Genomic DNA, 19,555 nt, shown 5'->3' with positions numbered 1-19,555 from the left:
CGCCACTGGGTCACGGTGGAGATGATGCATCGGCCGTGCGAACCGCGTAGCGTTGCCCGAGGGGAGGCGGGTGCTCGCATGGATGTCCGCGGCTGGCTGGAGACCCTGGGACTGGGCCAATACGGCGATTCCTTCGTCGCCAACCACATCGACGGACCGCTGCTGCGCGGGCTGGGCGCCGACGATCTGCGCGAGCTCGGCGTCGGCTCGCTCGGTCATCGCAAGCGCCTGCTCGACGCCATCGCACGGTTGCGCGAGGGCGAAGCGCCGGCCGCGGCGGCACCCGAGGCCGAGCGTCGGCAGGTGGCCGTCCTGTTCGCCGACCTCTGCCGCTTCACCGAGCTCTCGGGCGCGCTGGGCGCCGAGGAGATGCGGCGCATCGTCGACCGGTTCCTGTCGCGGGCCGACGAGCTGATCGTCGAGCACGGCGGATCGGTCGACAAGCATATCGGCGACGCCACCATGGCCGTCTTCGGCGCGCCGGTGGCGCACGAGGACGACCCGCTGCGCGCCGTCGCGGCGGCCGACGCCATCCGGAGCGCCGTGCCGCTCCTCTCGGCCGAGCTCGGCCGGCCGGCCTCGGCGCCGCTCGCGAGCCACATCGGCATCGCGCTCGGCGAGGTCGTGGCGGGCGAGATGGGCGGCAGCGTGCGCCGCGACTACACGGTGCTGGGCGACACGGTGAACCTGGCCGCGCGCCTGGTCGGCGAGGCCGGGCCGGGCGAGGTCGTGCTCGACGATGCGACCTGGCGCGCCGTGGCCGGCCGCGTGCGCGGCACGACGCTCGGCGAACGGCCGCTCAAGGGCATCGCCCGGCCGCAGCGCCTGTGGCGGCTCGACGAGGTGCGCGACGGCGCCGCGGGCGGCCGCCTGCCGTTCGTCGGACGCGAGATCGAGCTCGCGCAGATCGCCGCCATGCTGGCGGCCTCGCAGCATGGCGCGGTCCTGCACCTGCGCGGCGAGGCCGGGATCGGCAAGAGCCGGCTGCTGGCCGAGGCGCTTGCCGAAGCCGGTCGCCGCGGCTTCGTCGGGATCCTCGTGCGGGTGCTCGACTTCGGCGCCGGCCGCCGCCAGACGCCGCTGCGCGTGCTGGCCGAAGCTCTGGTCGCCGTGCGGCCCGACTGGATCGAGGACCCGGCCGTGGAGGCCGGTCTCCGGGCGGCGCTGCACGACGTGCTGGAGCGTGACATGCCCCCGGAACTGGCCACGCCCTACGCCGCCATGCAGGACTCCCGGCGCAGCGCGCTGCGTGCCGACGCCGTCGCCGCGCTGGCCGGCGCGGCGAGCGCGGCCACGCCGCTCGCGATCGGCGTCGAGGACCTGCACTGGGCCAGCGACACGGTGCGGGCCTTCGTGCGCGCCGCCGCGCGGCTCACCGTGGCGCTGCCGCTGGTGCTGCTGACGACGTCGCGGCCGGAGGGCGATCCCCTCGACTCGGCGTTCCGGCGCGACCTCGGCGGCGCCTCGGTCGTCGTCGTGGAGCTGGGGCCGCTCGCCGGCGAGGCGATGCGGCGTCTCGCGCAGGCGGCGGCGAGCGCCGTCGACGAGACCCAGGTCGCCCGCTTCGTGGCGCGGTCGGGCGGCAATCCGCTGTTCCTCGAGCAGCTCGCGCTCAGCGCCGCCGAGGCGGAGGCGCCTTCCCTGCCGAGCTCCATCCGCGGCCTCGTGCAGGCGCGGCTCGACCGGCTCGGTCGCGCCGATCGCGCCGCCCTGCAGGCGGCGTCCGTTCTGGGGCAGCGCTTCCCCGCGCCGGCGCTGCAGGCGCTGACGGACGATCCCGCCTACGATCCGCGGCCGCTGCTCGACGGCGGCCTGCTGGTCCGCGACGGGACCGTCCTGATGTTCGCGCATGCGCTGATCCAGGAGGCGACCTATGCCTCGCTCCTGTCGGAAGCCGCCCGCGGCCTGCATCGTCGCGCCGCCGACTGGCTGGGGGAGGGCGAGCCTGAGCTGCGCGCGCAGCATCTCGACCGCGCGGCCGATCCCGGCGCGGCGCGCGCCTACCAGGCCGCCGCCGAACGCCTGCGCGATGCCGGCCGTCTCGCCGCGGCGCTGGAGAACGCCCAGCGCGGGCTGGCCCTGGCGCGCGAGGACACGGACGTCGTGGCACTCGCCCTGCTGGCCGGCCGCCTGCATCTCGAGCTCGGCGCGGCCCGCGCCGCGCGGGGCCATTTCGAGACGGCGCTGGCGCGTGCCTCGGACGATGTCGGCCGCGGCGAGGCCGAGCTCGGCATCGCCGAGTCGCTGCGCATCGTCGACGATCTCGCCGGCGCGACCGCGGCGCTGGACCGTGCGCAGGCCCTGGCCGATTCCGTCGACCTGCCGGCGCTGGCGTCGCGCTGCCGCTACCTGCGCGGCAATCTGCTGTTCCCCATGGGCCGGGTCGATGCCTGCATGCAGGAGCATCGCGCCGCGCTGGACCTCGCCGAGCGGGCGCAGTCGCCGGCGCTGGTGGCGCGCGCGCTGGGCGGTCTCGCCGATGCCTACTATGCGCGCGGCGAGATGCGCTCGGCTCTCGAGGCGCTGCAGCGCTGCATTGAGGCGGCACGGCGGGCGGGGACGGCCTCGGTGGAGATTGCCAACCGACCGATGGCGGCGATTGCCGAATGCTTCATGATGCGGCTCGACTCGGTGCGCGAGATGGCCGAGCTCGCGCGCGTGATGGCGCGCCAGGCACACAATCCGCGGGCCGAGCTCATCGCCCTGCACGCGCTGATGCTGGCCGGCATGGAATCGGGCCGCACGGAAGAGGCGTTGCCGCATGTCGACCGGGCTCGCGCCATCGTGGCCGAGCTGGGCGCCTGGCGGTTCGAGGGCGAGAACCTGATCTTCGGCGCCGAGCTGCAGGCGCTGGCCGGCAACGCGGCGCTGGCCACGTCCATGGCGCGCGAGGCGGTGATGCTTTGCCGCGAACATGCCATGGCCTATCTGGGGCCCGCCGTGCTCGGCCTGGCGGCCCGGTTGGTCGACGACGCCACCGAGCGTGAAGCGCTGCTGGAAGAAGGCGACCGGTTGCTCGAGGCGCCGACGCTCGGGCACAACCACTTCTTCTTCCGTCGATACGCGATCGAGGCCGAGCTCGCCCAGGGGCATGGCGAGGCGGCAAGACGGCACGCGCTGGCGCTCGGCGCCTATGCCGAGCGCGAGCCGACGCCGTTCACCGATCTGGTGGTGCGCCGCGGAGTCCTGCTGGCCGACGCCGCGACCGGTCGCTTGACGCCGGAAGGCCGTGCCGAACTCGGCGAACGCGGTCATGCCGCCCGGCGGGCGGGCTATGCCGTCCTCGCCGCGGCGATGCTGGCTCCCGACGGCGCGGCCGCGTCCTGACGCCGGCTTCAGTACATGACGTCGCCGCCGTTGGGCGACAGCGTGGCGCCGACGTAGAAGCCACCGTCCGGTCCGGCCAGCAGGAGCGCGGTCGCCGCGACCTCCTCCGGACGGCCGAAGCGGCCGACGGGCAGCGCGTCGATGAAGGCCTGGCGATCCTCCGGCGTCATGGCCGCCGTCAGGTCGGTGACCACCGGGCCGGGCGCGATGGCGTTGACTCGCACGCCCTTGGGCGTCGCCTCCCAGGCCAGCGCGCGCGTGAAGCCCATGATCGCCGCCTTGGCGGCGGAGTAGGGGGCCGAGTTCACCGCCCCCTTCAGCGCGCGCTGCGAGGCGACGTTGATGATGCAGCCCTCGCCCCGCGCCACCATCGCCGGATAGACGGCCTGCGCCATGAAGAACATGCCCTTGAGATGCACGTCGACGATGCGGTCGAACTCCTGCTCGGTGTAGGCCTCGAACGGCTTGCGGATGTTGATCCCGGCATTGTTGAACAGGATGTCGACCGGTCCCAGCGCGCGCGCCGCCTCCTCGGCGAAGGCTCGTCCGGCGGCGATGTCGGCGACGTCGACCGACCGGTGCAGCGCGCGCTTGCCGAGCGCGCGGATCTCGCCGGCGGTCGCATCGGCCTGGGTGCCGTCGTCGAGATGGCAGAAGGCGATGTCGGCACCCTCCGCGGCGAACGCCAGCGCCGTTGCCCGTCCGATCCCACGCGAACCGCCGGTGACGAGCGCGACCTTTCCCGAAAGCTTCATGCCGTACGTCTCCTGAGAGGGGCGACGACCATAGCGGCGCGAGGTCGCGATCGTGAAGACGTTTGCCGCCCCGGTGCCCGCTCGAGGCACGGACCGTGCGCGAAGACATTCCGCAAAATGGAATGACGATCCGCAGAGCCTGCTCGGATTGACTTGCCCGTTCCGCGCGTGTCACACGGGCTGCGAAAGTTATGGAGGAATTCACGTGGTAAAGCTTGGTAACCCGCTCCACCGCCGATCCATCCTCGCCGGGTCGACGGTCGTCGTCGCCGCGCCGGCGATCATCGGCAGTGCGATGGCGCAGGAAAAGGTGACGTGGAAGGTCCAGTCGCACTGGCCCAAGGCTTCCGGCTCCTTCAACGACAGCCTGGGCGTCCTCGCGAAGCTGCTCGAGGAGCGCACCGGCGGCCGCTTCAAGCTCGAACTGTTCGGTGCCGGCGAGATCGCCAAGGACCGCGAGATCTACAACATCGTCCGCCGCGGCGTGGTGCCCATGGGCACGATCTCGCCCGGCTACATCCTGGGCGAGGCGCAGGCGATGGGCCTGTTCTACGGCGTCCCGGGAACGCTGCGCGAGACCTGGGAGATGCTGCAGCTGACCAAGAACCTCGGCATCGAGGACATGGTCAACGAGGAGCTGCGGCCCAAGGGCGTGATCATCAAGGGCGAGAAGGCCTATCCGACCGAGCTGGTGCTGCGGAAGAAGATCGAGACATCGGCCGATCTCGGCTCGCTCAAGGTCCGGTCGTCCGGCACGATGCTCGAATACCTCGCGGCCGCCGGCGCCTCGCCGCAGCAGGTCGCCGGACCCGAGATCTACCAGGCGCTGGCAACCGGCGTGGTCGACGGCGCCCACTGGGGCGCGGCGATCGGCGCGCTCTCCATGAAGTTCTGGGAGGTCGCGCGCTTCCACATGAAGCCGGCGCTCGGCATCACCAACGATGCCTGGCTCGTCAACAAGGCGGCGCTGGACAAGCTTCCGCCCGACCTCAAGCTGCAGTTCACCTCGCTGCTCGAGGAGCGGTACTTCCTGCGCTCGGTCGAGTACCTGCAGAAGGAAGCGATCGCGCTCAACACCGGCGTGACCAAGATGAACGTCGAGGTCGTGCGCTTCCCGGACGACGTGCTGAAGAAGTTCGCCGAGGCGTCCGAGAAGATCCTCAAGAAGGAAGAGGGCAAGGGGCCGATCGCGGCCAAGGGCGCCAAGGCGCTGATCGGCCTGATGAAGGACCTCGGGTACGTCTGAGCCGGCGGTGGCGCCGGACGGCCTCTCGCGGAATCCTCCGGGAGAGGCCCGTATGCCCGATGTGACATCTCTCCGGCGGCGGCATCCGAATGCCGCCGCCTTTCCTCGTGACCCGGTACAGGTGACAGGATGCTGAAGATCGCGGGCGCCATCACGCGCCTCAACGTATGGATCGCCCGGATCGCCGCCTGGCTGATCGCGCCGATGTTCCTCCTGCTGATGGCCGACGTGATCATGCGCTACGTGGTCGGCAGCGCGGCGATCTGGACCGCCGAGTTCGCGCAGCTGATCTTCGGCGTCTACGCCGTGATCTGCGGCGGCTACCTGCTGGTCGAGCGGGCGCACGTCAACGTCGACATCATCTACGGCCGGTTCAGCGCCCGGAACAAGGCGCGGGTCGACCTCGCGACCTCGTTCCTGTTCTTCCTCTTCCTCGGCGTGCTGATCTGGCAGGGCACCGACATGGCCTGGGAATCGGCGGTCGCGCTCGAGACCTCGAACAGCATCTGGAATCCGTACATCTGGCCGGTCAAGGTCGCGATTCCGGTCGCCGGCGTCCTGCTGCTGCTGCAGGGCCTGGTGCGCATCGCGTCGGACATCCGCACGGTCATGGGCATCGAGAACGATCCCGCGATCTTCGGCAAGCAGGCAACCGACGAACCCTCTCACTGAACGGAAGAATCCCCCGTGTCCGTCGAACTCGTCACGCTCCTCTTCTTCGGTTCGCTGCTGTTCTTCCTGTTCATCGGCACGCCGCTCGTCTTCACCCTGGGCGGCATCTCGGTCGTCTTCCTGTACTTCACGATGGGCCCGGTCGGCTTCTACATCGTGGCGTCGAAGTTCTGGGATTCGATGACGAGCTTCACGCTCATCGCCATCCCGATGTACGTCTACATGGCGATGCTGCTGGAGAAATCCGGCGTCGCGCAGGATCTCTACCGCATGATGCACGTGTGGTTCGGATCCATCCGCGGCGGCCTGGCGATCGGCACGGTGGCGATCTGCGCCATCTTCGCGGCGATGAGCGGCATCAGCGGCGCCGCGGTGGTCACCATGGGCACGATCGCCCTGCCGCGCATGCTCGAGCGCGGCTACGACAAGCGCCTCGCCGTCGGCGCGATCAACTGCGGCGGCGGTTGGGGCATCCTGATCCCGCCCTCGATCCTCATGGTGCTCTACGCGCTGCTGACCGAGGTCTCGGTCGGCCGGCTCTTCGCCTCGGGAATCGGCCCCGGCATCCTGCTGTTCGTGCTGGTCTCGATCTACATCTTCGTGCGCGCATGGCTGCAGCCGTCGCTGGCGCCGGCGCTGCCGGTCGAGGAACGCGGCGACTGGTCGCTGCGGCTGAGCTCGCTCAAGGCCGTGTTCCTGCCGCTGCTGATCGTGGGCCTGGTGCTGGGCGCCATCTTCGGCGGCTTCGCGACGCCGACCGAAGCGGCCGCGCTCGGCGTGTTCGGCGCGCTGGCCGCCTCGGCGGTGCATCGCAAGCTCTCGATGGCCGTCCTGACGGACGCCGCGATGCAGACGCTCCGGCTGACGGCGCTGATCATGTGGATCCTGTTCGCCGCCCATGCCTTCTCGACGGCCTACACGACCCTGGGCGCCAACGACCTGATGAACCACCTGATGTCGCTGATCCCGGGCGGCCAGTGGGGGGCGCTCGCCTTCATGCTCTTCGTGCTGCTGCTGCTCGGCATGGTGCTGGACCCCGTCGGCATCATGCTGATCACGCTGCCGGTCTTCCTGCCCGTGCTGCAGCGCTACGGCTGGGATCCGATCTGGTTCGGCGTGATCTTCATCATCATGATGGAGATCGGCTACATGACGCCGCCCTTCGGCTTCAACCTCTTCTACCTGAAGGCCGTGGCGCCGCCCGAAGTCACGATGAGCGACATCTACTGGTCGGTCATCCCTTACGTGCTGGTCACCTTCGTGGGCGTCCTGATCATCATCGCCTTCCCCGACATCGCGCTCTACTTCCCCAACATGTTCTTCGGCGTCGCCAAATAGGGACGGCGCGGTCTCCACTTTCCCGAGGCCGGCGCGACCTGATCGGGGGCGGACGACGGCGCCCCGCCGATCGTGTAGCATCGCGGCGTGGGTAGAGACTTGTGGAGCAGCGCCGAGCCGATGGACTTTCCCCCCTTCCTCGTCTTCGACACGTCCCGGTGCCGGGCGCGCGTGACGGCGTACGGGGCGCAGGTCTGCGAATGGACGCCGGCGGGCCAGGCATCGCCGGTCCTGTTTCTCAGCCCGCGCGCGGTCTTCGCCCGGGGAACGGCGATCCGCGGCGGCGTGCCCCTCTGCTTCCCCTGGTTCGGCCCGCATCCCACCGATCCGGCCAAGCCGGCCCACGGCTTCGCGCGCACCAGCGAATGGCTGCTGGAGGAGAAGGCGGAGGGCGCCGACGGTGTCGTGCGCCTCGTCTTCCGCCTCGGGACGACCGCGGCCACTCGCGCGCTCTGGGACGCCGACTTCGTGGCCCGGCTCCGGATCACGCTGGACACGCGCCTGCAGGTCGCCCTCGAGGTCGAGAACAGCGGCGCCGCCGCCTTCGTCTATCAGGCGGCCCTGCACAACTATCTCAGGGTCGGCGATGCCGCGAAGACCCGCGTGCACGGTCTCGAAAAGACGACGTTCCTCGACCGGACGGAGGGTTTGCGCGAGCGCGTCTCCGGCGACGGCCCGCTCGTCTTCGACGGGGAGGTCGACCGCACCTTCGTGAACACGACCGTTTCCTGCACGGTCGACGATCCCGTGCTCGGGCGCCGGATCCGGGTCGACAAGCAGGGCTCGGCGACGACGGTCGCGTGGAACCCGGGCGAGGCCAAGGGCAAGGCGATGGCCGATCTGGGCGAGGCCTGGAAGCACTTCGTGTGCGTCGAGACGGCGAATGCCGGTCCGAACGCCGTGCATCTCGCGCCCGGCGCGCGGCATACCATGACCACGATCATCGGCGTGGCATGACCCAGCAGCGCGCGCCGATCCCCAAGAAGGCCTCGCACGCGGCCTTTGAGAACTTCCTGACGGCCAAGTACGAGCGCATCGCCGGCGTGCTCAAGCCGCGTTCCTACCCCTATGTGATGACGATCGACCCGTCGAGCATCTGCCAGCTGCGCTGCCGCGGCTGCATGACGGGGCTGGACAACGAGTTCCGCAAGCGCCGCCAGCCGTTCCGCAAGCGCGCGCCGCTGGCACGGCTGGGCCACGACGTCCTCGACTCCATCCTCGATGAGTTCGGCGACGTCATGTTCTATTGCAACTTCTACAATTGGGGCGAGCCGCTGCTGAACGACAGCCTGCCGGACTATGTCCGCGCGGCCAGCGAGCGGGGCATCTACACGGCCATGGATTCGAACCTCTCGCTGCGCTGCGACGACGGGATGCTCGAAGACCTCCTTCTGTCTGGCCTCGACGAGCTCGGCGCCTCGATCGACGGCTTCTCCCAGGAGACCTACGGGAAGTATCGCGCCGGCGGGCAGCTCGACCTGGTGATCGCCAACCTGAAACGCCTGGTCGAGATCCGCGAAAGGCATGGGCTCGACACCAACATCGTATGGCGCTTCCTGATCTTCTCGTTCAACGAGCACGAGATCGATGCAACCGCCGCCTTCTGCCGGGACCACGGCATCGTGTTCCAGCCGCGCGATGCGGCTTTCATGCCGCACTACGACCACTGGACCCCGACCTACCGGCGCGAGGGCAGGCCCAACCCCTACCAGACCGATCGCCGGGCCCAGCTCAGCACCGCCGACTACGTAACGCCGGTCGGGCTCCTGCCGATGACGCCCGGCAAGCCGGCCCATCGGTCCTGCGGCTGGCACTATTCCTATTCGACGGTGAACGCCGACGGGGCGGTGCTCCCCTGCTGCGGCCTCTACGACCGCAAGTCCGACTTCGGCCAGGTTACCGGTGCGTCCGGCTCGTTCGGCGAGATCTGGCGCAACGGGCACTTCGAAGCCGTGCGCCGCGATTTCCCGGCCGGCGGGAAGGCTCCGGCCGACAGCCCGACCAGCTGCTGCACCACCTGCACCCGCAGCGAGGCATTCCTCGACCACTACCAGATCCGCGACCGCGAGATCGTCCGGAAGTACTGGGCCAGCCTCGACGCCGCCGACCTGCGCGGGCTCGAGGACTATTTCCGGCTTCTCCAGAAGTCGCCTTCCCTGTTCGCCGAGGCCTTTTGCCGTCGCTACGCCGCGCAGGCCGAGCCGGCCACCGCGTGACCGCAGAGCGGGCTGTCAGCCCGCCTGCCGCCAGCCGCGGCGCGGCAGCGTGAGCGCCACCGCCATGCCGGCGATGTTGGCGCCGGCGGCGATCAGCACCGCCGTGCCGTAGGCGTGCGTGAGGTCGAACAGGTAGCCCGCGAGCACCGGCAGGCTGATGGCGGCCAGGCACCACGCGATGTAGGTGCGGCCCGCGACGCGGCCGTAGTCGCCGGGCCGCCAGTAGAGGGCAATGCCACCGGCCGTGGCGCCCGACACGAAGCCGTAGCCCAGGCCGATCATCGCCAGCCCCAGCACGGCCGTGCCGGGCGCCGGCAGCAGGGTCATCAGCAGCCCGCCGCCCAGCGCCAAGGCGTTGGCGGCGCACATGACGTGCGGCACCGCGAACCGGTCCACCAGCCAGCCGCCGCTGATGCGGGCGAGCGCGATCGCACCGGTGAGGGCCGTCGTCGCCGCCACCGCGAGCGTGGTCGCGCCGCCATAGGCGGCAACGATCTCGCGCGCCTGGCTCAGCACCATCAGTCCGGCCGCGGCGGCGAGGAAGAAGGTCGTGGCAAGCTTGAAGAAGGTCGCGCCGAGCGGGGCAGGGCCGTCGTCGGGGGCCGCGCCACCCGTCGGCGACGGGGCGGCACGCACACCGACCAGCCGCGCGCCGCTGTGCCGCGACAGCACTGCCGCCGCAGCCCCGCAGGCCACCAGCACGGCCGCCAGCCCGCCCAGCGTCGTGCGCCAGCCGAAGGCCTCGTTGCAGGCATGGAAGGCGGGCGTCGCGATCATCGCGCCCATCGGGTAGAGGCTGACGAGATAGCCGTTCACCAGGCCCTGGCGGCGGCGCACCAGCATGTTGACGCCCTGCTGCAGCAGGATGAAGGCGACGCCGCCGCCGGTCCCGAACACGATGCCGTAGCCGAGCAGCAGGGGCGCGAGACCGTTCGCCGTCGCCGCCAGGGCGAGTCCGCAGGCGCCGGCAAGCGCGCTCAGCATCACCAGCACCGGTGCGGGCGCGACCCGATAGAGGAAGGCCGCGCCTACCGAACCCACCGTGAATCCCGCTGTCGCAAGGCCGAAGACCAGCGACAGGGCCGAGCGCGGAATCGCCAGCTCCTGCTCGATCGGCCGCAGCAGGACGCTGAACGCATAGACGGAGCCCAGCGGCAGGTTCATCACCGTGGCCGCCAGCAGCGCCGCCCACAGCCGTTCGGGGCGGACGGGAAGGGCGGGCATCGCGACGGACATGGCACGAGACTCGGCCGGCGCCCGGGACCGGTCAAGCGCGGTGCCAGGCATGCGGATGCGAGGGGTCGTGTCAGCGGGTGAGGCGCGCCTCGAGCTGGTCGATGAGGGCCGAGGCCTCGCGCCTGCTGAGCGGTCGTGTCGGCGTTTCGACCTTGGCCTCTTCGCAGAGGGTGTTGAGACGCGACGCCTGGGCCCTCGTCATGGGTTCCTTGCCGGCCTGCTGTTCCTGCGGCTGCGGATTCGCCCCTTCGTCATCAAAGCCCGGCGTCTGGGCCGGGCCATGCGCGCCCGCGGAGCGGACGGCCGACGCGTTGCGTGCGGGATCGTCGCTCTGCCCGGAGGCGCTGTATTGCCCGTGCGCGTCCTCGACGATGTCGGTCGCAGGACGGTCCTTCGGCGTGCCGACCCTTTCATCCCACGCCGGGTGATCGGCGGCGCCTCCGGAAGATCTGCGACGGCGGTCATCCGCCTTCGGGCTGTTCATCGGCTTCTCCAGTGAATGGTGGCCGGATGGCCCTGCGACGCGGCCTCAGGCGGCGCGAAGCCTCATGGCCCCGTCTTTCTTCAAGGCCGATTGGAGGCTGTTCGTCCGGTCCTCCGGGCAGGTGACGGCGACCTCGATCGGGCCCGATAGTTCCGGGTCGCCGTGTCTTTCGACGCCCGCGTGGCCGCTCTCGGCATCCGCCCCGGCGCGGCGGGTCCCGGACGAGTTGTCCGTGCCGGCGGCGCGAACGACGATCGCGGAGCGGTCGATGCCATGTTCCTGGACGAGATGCTCGACGGCCGTTTCGGCGCCTCGGCGGGTGTCGAAGTCGGCGATGATCTTGTGGGGCACGGCGGTGTCCTCCGACTGTTCGGGTTCCACCGTCTTAAACTGTCCTGCCCCGGTCCCGGTTGCCTCGGACGGGGGGCCTGGATTGTCGTGCGCCGAGCCGATGCCGGCTTCGAGCGTTTTCGGGGGGGGGGAGGCTGGCAGCCGAAACGGTCGAACGTCACGGCTCAGGCATGGATGTGATCGTGCTCGTGCGGCTTGCCGCCATGGGCGTGGCGGGTGCGCACGCGATCGGCCGGGACGAGATGGAGCGCGCCGTGGCGCACGCCACGCTGGCTCACCGTCTCGTCGGCGACCTGGCGCACCGCCGTGACCGGGCCGCGCAGCACGGCGACCTCGAGGCAGGATTCGTGGTCGAGATGGACATGCAGGGTCGCCATCTGAAGGTCGTGGTGGCGATGCTGGGCGCGGGTGAGGCGACGGCCGAGGTCGCGCGTCTCGTGGTCGTATACGTAGGACAGGGTGGCGATGCAGAACCCGTCCGCCGGGCCGGCCGGCCTGGCGTCGAGCCGCCGTCGAGCCGCCGCCTCGCGGAGGATGTCCCGCAGCGCCTCGGACCGGCTCGCGTAGCGGTGGGCCTTCATGTGGTCGTCGAGCGCGGCGACGAGCTCGTCGTCCACGGTGAGGGTCAAGCGCTGCATCCGGATTCCCTTCCTCCGTTCCTTGCCTTGCGTCGGTGGCACGCGGAAACGCGATAGACGCGTTCTCGACGGCCCTCGTCCCGGGTCGGCGTCCGGCTCCGAGGCGCCGGAGGTCGATCCGGTCTCATCGTCACCCCGAACGGCGGCGAGGGGAAGGCCAACCGGTATTCACGGTCGGGCTGTATGCCCGCCCTCGGTGTGGCGTTCGCGGCGCGCGGTTCGGGCAGCGCAGTTCCCCGCTGATCTGGATACAGATCGCTTTTATGCGCAACCCGGACGACCGCTCCGTCTTTGCAGTTCGACGGGGCTTCCTGGGATAACGGGCGGGCAGGGGGTGGTCTCGCGCCGTTTCGGGGCAAAGCCGAACGGGTCCTCGACAAGATCAACGCTGCGCGAGAGACCCCAGCGACAGGACCGGCTTTGCATGCCCAACGGGAGACTCGCATGTTTTTCGATAGCTGGTCCGGTCTTCTTCGCGTGCTGGTTGCCGGCACGCTCGCCTATGGGGCGCTGATCGTCTTTCTCCGGGTTTCCGGGAAGCGTACCTTGACCAAGCTGAACGCCTTCGACCTCGTCGTCACCGTCGCGCTGGGCTCAACGCTTTCCTCCCTCATCCTGACGAAGTCGGTCGCCCTCTCCGAGGGTCTGCTTGCTCTGGCTCTCCTGATCGCGCTGCAATACGGCATCACCTGGTTGTCGGTGCGGTCGCAATCGTTCCGAGACCTCGTCAAGTCCGAGCCGACCCTGCTCGTGCACCGCGGACAGCTCGTGCCGGGCGCCCTGCGCCGCCAGCGGGTCACGGTCGAGGAAGTTTGGGCGGCCGTCCGCGCCGAAGGGGTCGCCGACCTGTCCGACCTTGCCGCGGTCGTCCTGGAGACCGATGGATCGATCAGCGTCGTGCGTCAGGGGCCGCCCGGCGACGGCACTCTGGCCGACGTTGCGCGGCCCGGGCCCGGCCGATCGGCGTCAGATGGCGCCTCGCGGCAATCCTAGCGGCCATTGCACCGTTTCCCTGCCCGAAAGCACGGGAACACGGGCCGTCCGCGACCGTTGCCGACAGAAGTCAGAACGAAAGCGAGGGCCTGATGTCAGCCTCCCGACCAATCGTCCTGATCACGGGTGCCGCCGGCAATGTCGGTCGGGAGCTCGCCAAGGCGCTGCAGGAAAGTTACTGCGTCGTGGGTCTGGACCGCGAGCGCGGTGAACTGGACGACGGCACGCCGATCGTGCCGATCGACGTCACCTCGGATGCCGAGGTGGAGGCCGCCTTCGAGGAAGTGCGCCGCCGCTTCGGCGGCGACATCGCGAGCGTCATCCATCTCGCGGCCTTCTTCGATTTCAGCGGCGAGGACAATCCGCTCTACCGACGCGTCAATGTCGAGGGCACGCGCCGGCTGCTCGACGTGTTGCAGCCCTTCGAGGTCGAGCAGTTCGTCTATTCGGGCACGATGCTGGTCCATCGCCCGGGCCGGCCCGGCGAGCGAATCGACGAGAGCCAGCCGATCGAGCCCCGCTGGGCCTATCCCCAATCCAAGGCCGAGGCCGAGGATGTCATCCGGCATCATCACGGTGCGATGCCGGTCGTGTTGCTGCATCTTGCCGGGCTCTACGACGAGCGCACGGCGGTCCCGACGCTGTCCCGCCAGATCGCACGCATCTACGAGCAGGACCTCCAAAGCCGCCTCTATTCGGGCGACACCGGCGCCGGGCAGAGCATGCTGCACCGGGCGGACATGATCGATGCCTTCCGCCGGGTCGTCGATCGCCGCGCAGACCTGCCGGAGGAACTGACGCTCCTGGTCGGGGAACCCGAGACCCTGGGATACGCGGAGATCCAGGATGTGGTGGCCCGGGAGATTCACGGCGAGGGCTGGCCGACCCTGGAGGTTCCCAAGCCGCTGGCCAGGGCCGGCGCGTGGGCGCAGCAGGTTCTGGAACCGGTCGTCCCGGATTCCCTCGACCAGGGCGAAAAGCCCTTCATCCGTCCGTTCATGGTCGACATGGCGGACGACCACTACGCGCTCGATATCGCAGCGGCGAAACGGTGGCTCGGCTGGACGCCCAGCCACCGCCTCGTGGATGGGCTGAGGCGGCTCGTGGCCAGCCTCAAGGATGATCCCGTCGGCTGGTACGAAGCCAACAAGATCACGCCGCCCCCCTGGCTGCCCGCCGCGCAACGGGAAGGCCACGACCCCGAGGCGCTGCGCGCCCGGCACGAGGACGTGTACCGGGAAGAGCACCGGCGCTATCGCTGGGCGCACCTGGCCAACGTCTTCCTCGGCCTGTGGCTGGCGGCGACGCCGCCGCTGATCGGCCTGGACTCCGCGGTGCTGGCGACCAGCGAGGTCCTGTCCGGGCTCGCCGTGGCCGGGCTGGGCGCGCTGGCGCTCGACGGGCGCAATGCCTGGGCGCGCTGGGCGGCCGCGCTCGTCGGCCTGTGGGTGATGACCGCGCCGTTCCTGTTCTGGACCGACAACGGCATGGCCTATCTCAACGACACGCTGGTCGGCGGCCTGATCGCCGCCTTCGCCCTCGGCACGCCGCCGGAACCCGGTCCCTCGCCGCTGGCGGCGTCGAGCGGGCCGGCGGTGCCGCCCGGATGGGACTACAATCCGTCGGCATGGCTGCAACGCCTGCCGATCATCGGCCTGGCGGTGATCGGTCTCCTGATCTCGCGCTACCTCGCGGCCTACCAGCTCGGCCACGTCGATTCGGTGTGGGAGCCTTTCTTCGGCGGTGGCCCGGACCCGCGCAACGGCACCGAGGAGATCATCACCTCGTCGGTGTCGCGGGCCTGGCCCGTGCCGGACGCCGCGGTCGGCGCGCTCACCTATGGGCTGGAGATCGTCACCGGCATCATCGGCTCGACTCGGCGCTGGCGCACCATGCCGTGGCTGGTGCTGCTGTTCGGCGTCATGATCGTGCCGCTCGGCGCCGTGTCGATCACCTTCATCGTGATCCAGCCCATCGTCATCGGAACCTGGTGCTCGCTGTGCCTGATCGCGGCCGCCGCGATGCTGGTGCAGATCCCGTACTCGCTGGACGAGCTGCTGGCGACCTTGCAGTTCCTGCGCCGCAGGCGTCTGGCCGGCCGGTCGCTGGGACGCGTGCTGTTCTTCGGCGATACCGACGAGGATCGACAGGACGCGGGACGCAACCCGGCGGCCGGGGCCGACGAGTTCGACCGGCCGCTGCCGGCCGTTGCACGGGAAATGGCGGCGGGGGGCGTGTCGCTGCCCTGGAACCTCGCGGGGGCGGCGGCCATCGGTGTGTGGCTCATGTTCACCCGCGTGACGCTGGGGGCGGAAGGCCTGGCGGCCGACACCCACCATGTCCTGGGAGCGATGGTGCTGACCACGACGGCGATCGCCGCCGCCGAGATCGCGCGGCCGGTCCGCATGCTGAACGTCGTGTGGGCGGCCGGATTGATCCTCATGCCCCTGCTTACCGGCGCGACGGCGGTGGACGTGGTGGCTTCGGTGATCGCCGGCGCGGCGCTGATCGCGCTCAGCATTCCACGCGGGCGGGTCCAGTCGCGGTACGCCGGCTGGACGCCCTGGATCGTCTGAGGGATTGCCGGGAGGCATTCTTCCTGCTGCCGGCAACTCGGGCGAGACAGCAACATTCCCTCGGATGAATGAGGAGGTCGCGATGTCCAAGGGCAGGCTGGCACCGAAGCCTGCTTCGCCCGGGAGGGTTGTCCGTCTGCAACTAGGTGTAGTTGTCCCGCCCGGCCGGCAGCCATGCCCGAGCCACGGGAGCTGCGGCAGGGCGGGTCCGGAATGCAACTGGGAACACCCCGGTATGGACAAAGAGCCGGCCGGGAAGCAACGGTTGCCGCCGCGTCGCGATTTGGGATTCGGACGTGGTGGGTCCAATGCCCGCTACGGATGACCTTTTGTCAGCTCTCTCAAAATGTCGGGTCTGGCGGCACATCATCGGTCCGCTTCTCGAGCCCATGTCGGAACCCGCGAGCAACGGCGCTCCTTGACGTTCCGGATTTCGGAGGAGGGATGAGCAATGCCAAAAAAGCCGACTTCCCGCGCGCGGAAAGGCCTCGCGCTCGGCGTATCGCTCTGTCTGGCCCTGTCGGGAAGGTTGGCGTATGCCAGCTGTGGGACCCAGGTCGAGGTCCGACCCGGCGAAACACTGAGCGACATTGCCAATCGCTGCGGCATCACTGAAGGGCTGATTCTTGATCTCAACCCCCGAGTCGAGGGCACCAGAGACCTTCGCGCTGGAATGACCCTGAAGGTGGCGCGGGCGGGAGACGAATCGGAAAATCTGCTTCTCGACCGCCTGAGCTCCTATGCCGAGCGAGCCGGCAAATCGATCGAGGGGGCCGCCCGATCCGCGGGCGAGTCGATCGAGGATTTCATCACCCGCAATCCAGACCTGCATCAGAGTGTCCGGAGGCTCGGCAGAAGCCTCAGCATTCCAGGCCTGGACGGAGCGGAAGCGCAGATTTCGCTTTCGGCCAGGACAGGCGCTCCCGGGTCTCCTGTAACGCTGTCGGCGATCGGCCTTCCGTCGAATCGACTTGTCGACATCGCAGGCGGGCCGCCCGGAGGCGACTACAAGCTGATCCAGCAGGCCCGGACCAGCGTGGAAGGCACTCTTCAAGTGACGGTCGAACTGCCGGATAGCGCGGCCGAAGGCCGGGATTTCATCTTCGTCATCGCCATTCCCGGCGCCGACTTGGCCGTGCGGTCGGCCAAATTCGACGTCGTCGCAAGGTCGCCGGGATGAAGGTCACGGAAGCGAACGATCTCGCGATTCGAGGGACCGCACGCTTTCGATATCGTAACGCGCCGGGCATCGAGGGTGATCGGTTGCTCTCACCTGTCGGTCGCCCCGTCCGGTTTATCGAACAGCTTCCTCTGAAGCCGTTCATGCTGCCCGGATGATCTTGACATCCATGCGCAATCTTGTGGCTTGTCGTGGCCGACCTTTGCCGAAGGAGGTTGGTCATGTCCTCGACCTTGATAACCCCATGCGCCGGCCACCTTTTCGCTGCCGTCACCTCATTCCCGAAGGGCGGATCCAATGATCGCCAGACTGACCGGAAGCTGCTTCTGCGGCGCGGTCCGCTATGCCGTCGACGACGCCTTCCGCTACGCCATGTACTGCCACTGCTCGAACTGCCGGCGGACGACGGGGTCGGCGTTCAAGCCGTTCGCCGGCATCGAGCGCGACCGGCTGGCCGTCACCCATGGCGCGGGGACGCTCCTGATCCAGGGCGACGCGCTCAACAACGACACGCATTGCGCCCGCTGCGGCTCGTTGCTCTTCTCCGTCGTGCGCGACGGCGCCTTCGTGCATGTCGCGATGGGAACGCTGGTCGATGCGCCCTCGATCCGGCCGGGTTGCCACATCTTCGTGGGTTCCAAGGCTCCCTGGCACACCATCGCCGACGACCTGCCGCAGCACGAGGGACATGCGGGCGGCTGAGGGCGGCCGGCCATCCGGCCCCATTATTGGACGCACCGGTGTCCAGAAATGGCCGGGGCTGGGCCATGGGCGGGGGACGGCCCGGAACGCCGTCAGACGTACTCGACCTTGACGATCTCGATCTCCTCCTCGCCGCCGGGGGTACGCATCCGGACGAGGTCGCCTTCGTGGGCGCGCATCACGGCGCGCGCGATGGGCGAGATCCAGCTCACATGGCCGCGCCCCGGGTCGACCTCGTCGACGCCGACGATCTTGACCGTCCGTTCCTTGCCCTTTTCGTTGGCCCAGGTGACGGTGGCGCCGAAGAAGACCTGGTCGGTCTTGGGGCGCTTGGCAGGGTCGACGACCTCCGAGCGTTCGAGGCGCTTGCTGAGGAAGCGGATGCGGCGGTCGATCTCGCGCAGGCGCTTCTTGCCGTAGAGATAGTCGCCGTTCTCCGAGCGGTCGCCGTTGGCGGCGGCCCAGGACACGACCTGCACGACCTCCGGCCGCTCCTTGCGCATGAGCGTCATCAGCTCCTCGCGCATGCGCGCGAAGCCGTCGGGTGTCATGTAGTTCTTGGCGCCGGCGGGCAGGCCCGCGATCTCCTCGGGGAGATCGTCCTCGTCCTCGCCGTCGCTTTCCTTGGTGAAGGCCTTGCTCATTTCGGCTCCTGTTCTATCAAGAGCGGGCCGATGACCACCAGCCCACCCCGTCTCCAGCGCGCCTCCGGCCAATGCCGGGTGGCGTTCGACCGGCGGGACGGCGTCACCCGGCTGGGCGACCTCTTTCAACGCGATCCCTGCCGGGTCCTGTTCCCGCACCCCGAGCCCGGCGAACCGCCGCAGGCCGTGCTGCTGACCACGTCGGGCGGGGTCACCGGCGGCGATTCCCTCGACATGGCGATCGAAGTCGGCCCCGGCGCGACCGCGCTGGCCACCACCCAGGCGGCGGAGAAGATCTATCGCGCGGCCCACGGCAGCGAACACTGCGCCATCGATGTCGCGGTGCGCGTCGCCGACGGCGCTTCCCTCGACTGGCTGCCGCAGGAGACCATCGTGTTCGAGGGCGCGCAGCTCAAGCGCCGCACCGTCGCCGAAGTCGAGCCCGGCGGCAGCCTGCTCGCCTGCGAGATGGTCGTGCTGGGCCGCGCCGCCTCGGGCGAGCGTTTCACCCGCGGGCTGCTGCTGGATTCATGGTCGGTGCGGCGACCCGGCCGGCTGGTCTGGACCGACACGCTGCGGGTCGAGGGCGAGACTCCGGCCGGTGCGGGCTTCGGCGTCGCCAATGCCCTCGCCACGGTGATCGGCGTCTGGGACGCGCCGCAGCCGCAGGCCGAGCGGGCGCGGGCGCTGCTCGAGGCGGCCGAGGGCGTTCGGGCGGGCGTGACGGTGGTGAACGGCGTGATGGTGGCGCGGCTGCTGGGCGAGGCGACGGCCGTCCGCGCCGCCACGATCCGGTTTCTCACCGAATTCCGCGGCCGGCGGCTGCCGCGAGTCTGGCATGTTTGATGCAGCCACTTATAGTCGGGCGCGACCGGCAGGGGGAAACCGTCGATGAATCTGACGCCGCGTGAGAAGGACAAGCTCCTGGTCGCCATGGCCGCCGTGGTGGCGCGCCGCCGCCTCGAGCGGGGCGTGAAGCTCAACCACCCCGAGGCCGTGGCGCTGATCACCGACTTCGTCGTCGAGGGCGCGCGCGACGGCCGCTCGGTCGCCGATCTGATGCAGGCGGGCGCCCAAGTGCTCAGCCGCGGGCAGGTCATGGACGGCGTCGCCGACATGATCGCCGAGATCCAGGTCGAGGCGACCTTCCCCGACGGCACCAAGCTCGTCACCGTCCACGCCCCCATCCGCTGAGGA

At 69.7% G+C, this 19,555-nt stretch carries 18 protein-coding genes; 12 read left to right on the top strand and 6 right to left on the bottom strand.

Translation table 11 applies throughout. The annotated features are described in order from the left end of the window. Positions 1 to 78: 78 nt before the first annotated feature. Positions 79 to 3,327 (top strand): adenylate/guanylate cyclase domain-containing protein, encoded by a 3,249-nt coding sequence (locus ACO073_RS27225; RefSeq protein ID WP_422002018.1) that lies wholly within the window; start codon positions 79 to 81, stop codon positions 3,325 to 3,327. Between the two features lie 8 nt (positions 3,328 to 3,335). Here the strand turns inward: ACO073_RS27225 and ACO073_RS27220 are convergent, their stop codons facing one another. Next, entirely contained in the window at positions 3,336 to 4,082 is a 747-nt protein-coding gene (locus tag ACO073_RS27220) for an SDR family NAD(P)-dependent oxidoreductase (RefSeq protein ID WP_422002016.1), read from the bottom strand. Positions 4,083 to 4,287: 205 nt separating this feature from the next. Here ACO073_RS27220 and dctP point away from each other — a divergent pair, with 205 nt between their 5' ends. From dctP to ACO073_RS27195, 5 genes are all read left to right on the top strand, one after another. Beyond that, positions 4,288 to 5,328, top strand: coding sequence for a TRAP transporter substrate-binding protein DctP (gene dctP, locus ACO073_RS27215; RefSeq protein WP_422002015.1), 1,041 nt, complete (start codon positions 4,288 to 4,290; stop codon positions 5,326 to 5,328). A gap of 129 nt (positions 5,329 to 5,457) precedes the next feature. Then, complete coding sequence (locus ACO073_RS27210) at positions 5,458 to 6,000, top strand: TRAP transporter small permease subunit (RefSeq protein ID WP_422002013.1); 543 nt, start codon at positions 5,458 to 5,460, stop codon at positions 5,998 to 6,000. Between the two features lie 15 nt (positions 6,001 to 6,015). Beyond that, the gene (locus ACO073_RS27205; RefSeq protein WP_422002011.1) at positions 6,016 to 7,338 is read left to right on the top strand and encodes a TRAP transporter large permease; all 1,323 of its coding nucleotides are present in this window, start codon (positions 6,016 to 6,018) and stop codon (positions 7,336 to 7,338) included. 87 nt (positions 7,339 to 7,425) lie between these two features. Next, positions 7,426 to 8,295 (top strand): D-hexose-6-phosphate mutarotase, encoded by an 870-nt coding sequence (locus tag ACO073_RS27200; RefSeq protein ID WP_422002009.1) that lies wholly within the window; start codon positions 7,426 to 7,428, stop codon positions 8,293 to 8,295. Beyond that, the gene (locus ACO073_RS27195; RefSeq protein WP_422002007.1) at positions 8,292 to 9,554 is read left to right on the top strand and encodes a radical SAM/SPASM domain-containing protein; all 1,263 of its coding nucleotides are present in this window, start codon (positions 8,292 to 8,294) and stop codon (positions 9,552 to 9,554) included. Before ACO073_RS27200 ends, ACO073_RS27195 begins: the two co-directional genes overlap by 4 nt. 15 nt (positions 9,555 to 9,569) lie before the next feature. Here ACO073_RS27195 and ACO073_RS27190 read toward each other — a convergent pair whose 3' ends face one another. The 4 genes from ACO073_RS27190 to nikR form a co-directional block, all read right to left on the bottom strand. Next, positions 9,570 to 10,778: an MFS transporter gene (locus tag ACO073_RS27190; protein ID WP_422002005.1), complete on the bottom strand. Its 1,209-nt coding sequence runs from the start codon at positions 10,776 to 10,778 to the stop codon at positions 9,570 to 9,572. 82 nt (positions 10,779 to 10,860) lie between these two features. Then, on the bottom strand, positions 10,861 to 11,274 hold the full coding sequence (locus ACO073_RS27185; RefSeq protein WP_422002004.1) for a DUF3072 domain-containing protein: 414 nt from the start codon (positions 11,272 to 11,274) through the stop codon (positions 10,861 to 10,863). A 45-nt stretch (positions 11,275 to 11,319) separates the two neighbouring features. After that, entirely contained in the window at positions 11,320 to 11,655 is a 336-nt protein-coding gene (locus ACO073_RS27180) for a hypothetical protein (RefSeq protein ID WP_422002003.1), read from the bottom strand. A 134-nt stretch (positions 11,656 to 11,789) separates the two neighbouring features. Next, positions 11,790 to 12,263 carry a nickel-responsive transcriptional regulator NikR gene (nikR, locus tag ACO073_RS27175; protein WP_422002001.1) on the bottom strand — a complete coding sequence of 158 codons (474 nt, stop codon included), beginning with the start codon at positions 12,261 to 12,263 and terminating at the stop codon, positions 11,790 to 11,792. Positions 12,264 to 12,707: 444 nt separating this feature from the next. Here nikR and ACO073_RS27170 point away from each other — a divergent pair, with 444 nt between their 5' ends. From ACO073_RS27170 to ACO073_RS27155, 4 genes are all read left to right on the top strand, one after another. Then, on the top strand, positions 12,708 to 13,256 hold the full coding sequence (locus ACO073_RS27170; RefSeq protein WP_422002000.1) for a DUF421 domain-containing protein: 549 nt from the start codon (positions 12,708 to 12,710) through the stop codon (positions 13,254 to 13,256). A gap of 92 nt (positions 13,257 to 13,348) precedes the next feature. Beyond that, on the top strand, positions 13,349 to 15,832 hold the full coding sequence (locus tag ACO073_RS27165) for a vitamin K epoxide reductase family protein (protein WP_422001999.1): 2,484 nt from the start codon (positions 13,349 to 13,351) through the stop codon (positions 15,830 to 15,832). Between the two features lie 451 nt (positions 15,833 to 16,283). Next, on the top strand, positions 16,284 to 17,012 hold the full coding sequence (locus ACO073_RS27160; RefSeq protein WP_422001998.1) for a LysM peptidoglycan-binding domain-containing protein: 729 nt from the start codon (positions 16,284 to 16,286) through the stop codon (positions 17,010 to 17,012). 297 nt (positions 17,013 to 17,309) lie between these two features. Next, complete coding sequence (locus ACO073_RS27155) at positions 17,310 to 17,714, top strand: GFA family protein (protein WP_422001996.1); 405 nt, start codon at positions 17,310 to 17,312, stop codon at positions 17,712 to 17,714. Between the two features lie 92 nt (positions 17,715 to 17,806). Here the strand turns inward: ACO073_RS27155 and greB are convergent, their stop codons facing one another. After that, positions 17,807 to 18,358, bottom strand: coding sequence for a transcription elongation factor GreB (gene greB, locus ACO073_RS27150; protein WP_422001994.1), 552 nt, complete (start codon positions 18,356 to 18,358; stop codon positions 17,807 to 17,809). A gap of 30 nt (positions 18,359 to 18,388) precedes the next feature. Between greB and ACO073_RS27145 the strand changes: the two genes are divergently transcribed. Further along, on the top strand, positions 18,389 to 19,204 hold the full coding sequence (locus ACO073_RS27145) for an urease accessory protein UreD (protein ID WP_422001992.1): 816 nt from the start codon (positions 18,389 to 18,391) through the stop codon (positions 19,202 to 19,204). Positions 19,205 to 19,249: 45 nt separating this feature from the next. Further along, complete coding sequence (locus tag ACO073_RS27140) at positions 19,250 to 19,552, top strand: urease subunit gamma (protein WP_422001991.1); 303 nt, start codon at positions 19,250 to 19,252, stop codon at positions 19,550 to 19,552. Positions 19,553 to 19,555: the final 3 nt, after the last annotated feature.

The organism is Reyranella sp., assembly GCF_965229815.1.
Lineage (GTDB): Bacteria > Pseudomonadota > Alphaproteobacteria > Reyranellales > Reyranellaceae > Reyranella.
This window is presented reverse-complemented; position numbering and strand designations above follow the sequence as displayed.

Coding starts and splice junctions, on each gene's coding strand:
- ACO073_RS27225 (WP_422002018.1), top strand. CDS start 79: ATGGATGTCCGCGGCTGGCTGGAGACCCTGGGACTGGGCCAATACGGC.
- ACO073_RS27220 (WP_422002016.1), bottom strand. CDS start 4,082: ATGAAGCTTTCGGGAAAGGTCGCGCTCGTCACCGGCGGTTCGCGTGGG.
- ACO073_RS27210 (WP_422002013.1), top strand. CDS start 5,458: ATGCTGAAGATCGCGGGCGCCATCACGCGCCTCAACGTATGGATCGCC.
- ACO073_RS27195 (WP_422002007.1), top strand. CDS start 8,292: ATGACCCAGCAGCGCGCGCCGATCCCCAAGAAGGCCTCGCACGCGGCC.
- ACO073_RS27190 (WP_422002005.1), bottom strand. CDS start 10,778: ATGCCCGCCCTTCCCGTCCGCCCCGAACGGCTGTGGGCGGCGCTGCTG.
- ACO073_RS27185 (WP_422002004.1), bottom strand. CDS start 11,274: ATGAACAGCCCGAAGGCGGATGACCGCCGTCGCAGATCTTCCGGAGGC.
- nikR (WP_422002001.1), bottom strand. CDS start 12,263: ATGCAGCGCTTGACCCTCACCGTGGACGACGAGCTCGTCGCCGCGCTC.
- ACO073_RS27170 (WP_422002000.1), top strand. CDS start 12,708: ATGTTTTTCGATAGCTGGTCCGGTCTTCTTCGCGTGCTGGTTGCCGGC.
- ACO073_RS27165 (WP_422001999.1), top strand. CDS start 13,349: ATGTCAGCCTCCCGACCAATCGTCCTGATCACGGGTGCCGCCGGCAAT.
- ACO073_RS27160 (WP_422001998.1), top strand. CDS start 16,284: ATGCCAAAAAAGCCGACTTCCCGCGCGCGGAAAGGCCTCGCGCTCGGC.
- ACO073_RS27155 (WP_422001996.1), top strand. CDS start 17,310: ATGATCGCCAGACTGACCGGAAGCTGCTTCTGCGGCGCGGTCCGCTAT.
- greB (WP_422001994.1), bottom strand. CDS start 18,358: ATGAGCAAGGCCTTCACCAAGGAAAGCGACGGCGAGGACGAGGACGAT.
- ACO073_RS27145 (WP_422001992.1), top strand. CDS start 18,389: ATGACCACCAGCCCACCCCGTCTCCAGCGCGCCTCCGGCCAATGCCGG.
- ACO073_RS27140 (WP_422001991.1), top strand. CDS start 19,250: ATGAATCTGACGCCGCGTGAGAAGGACAAGCTCCTGGTCGCCATGGCC.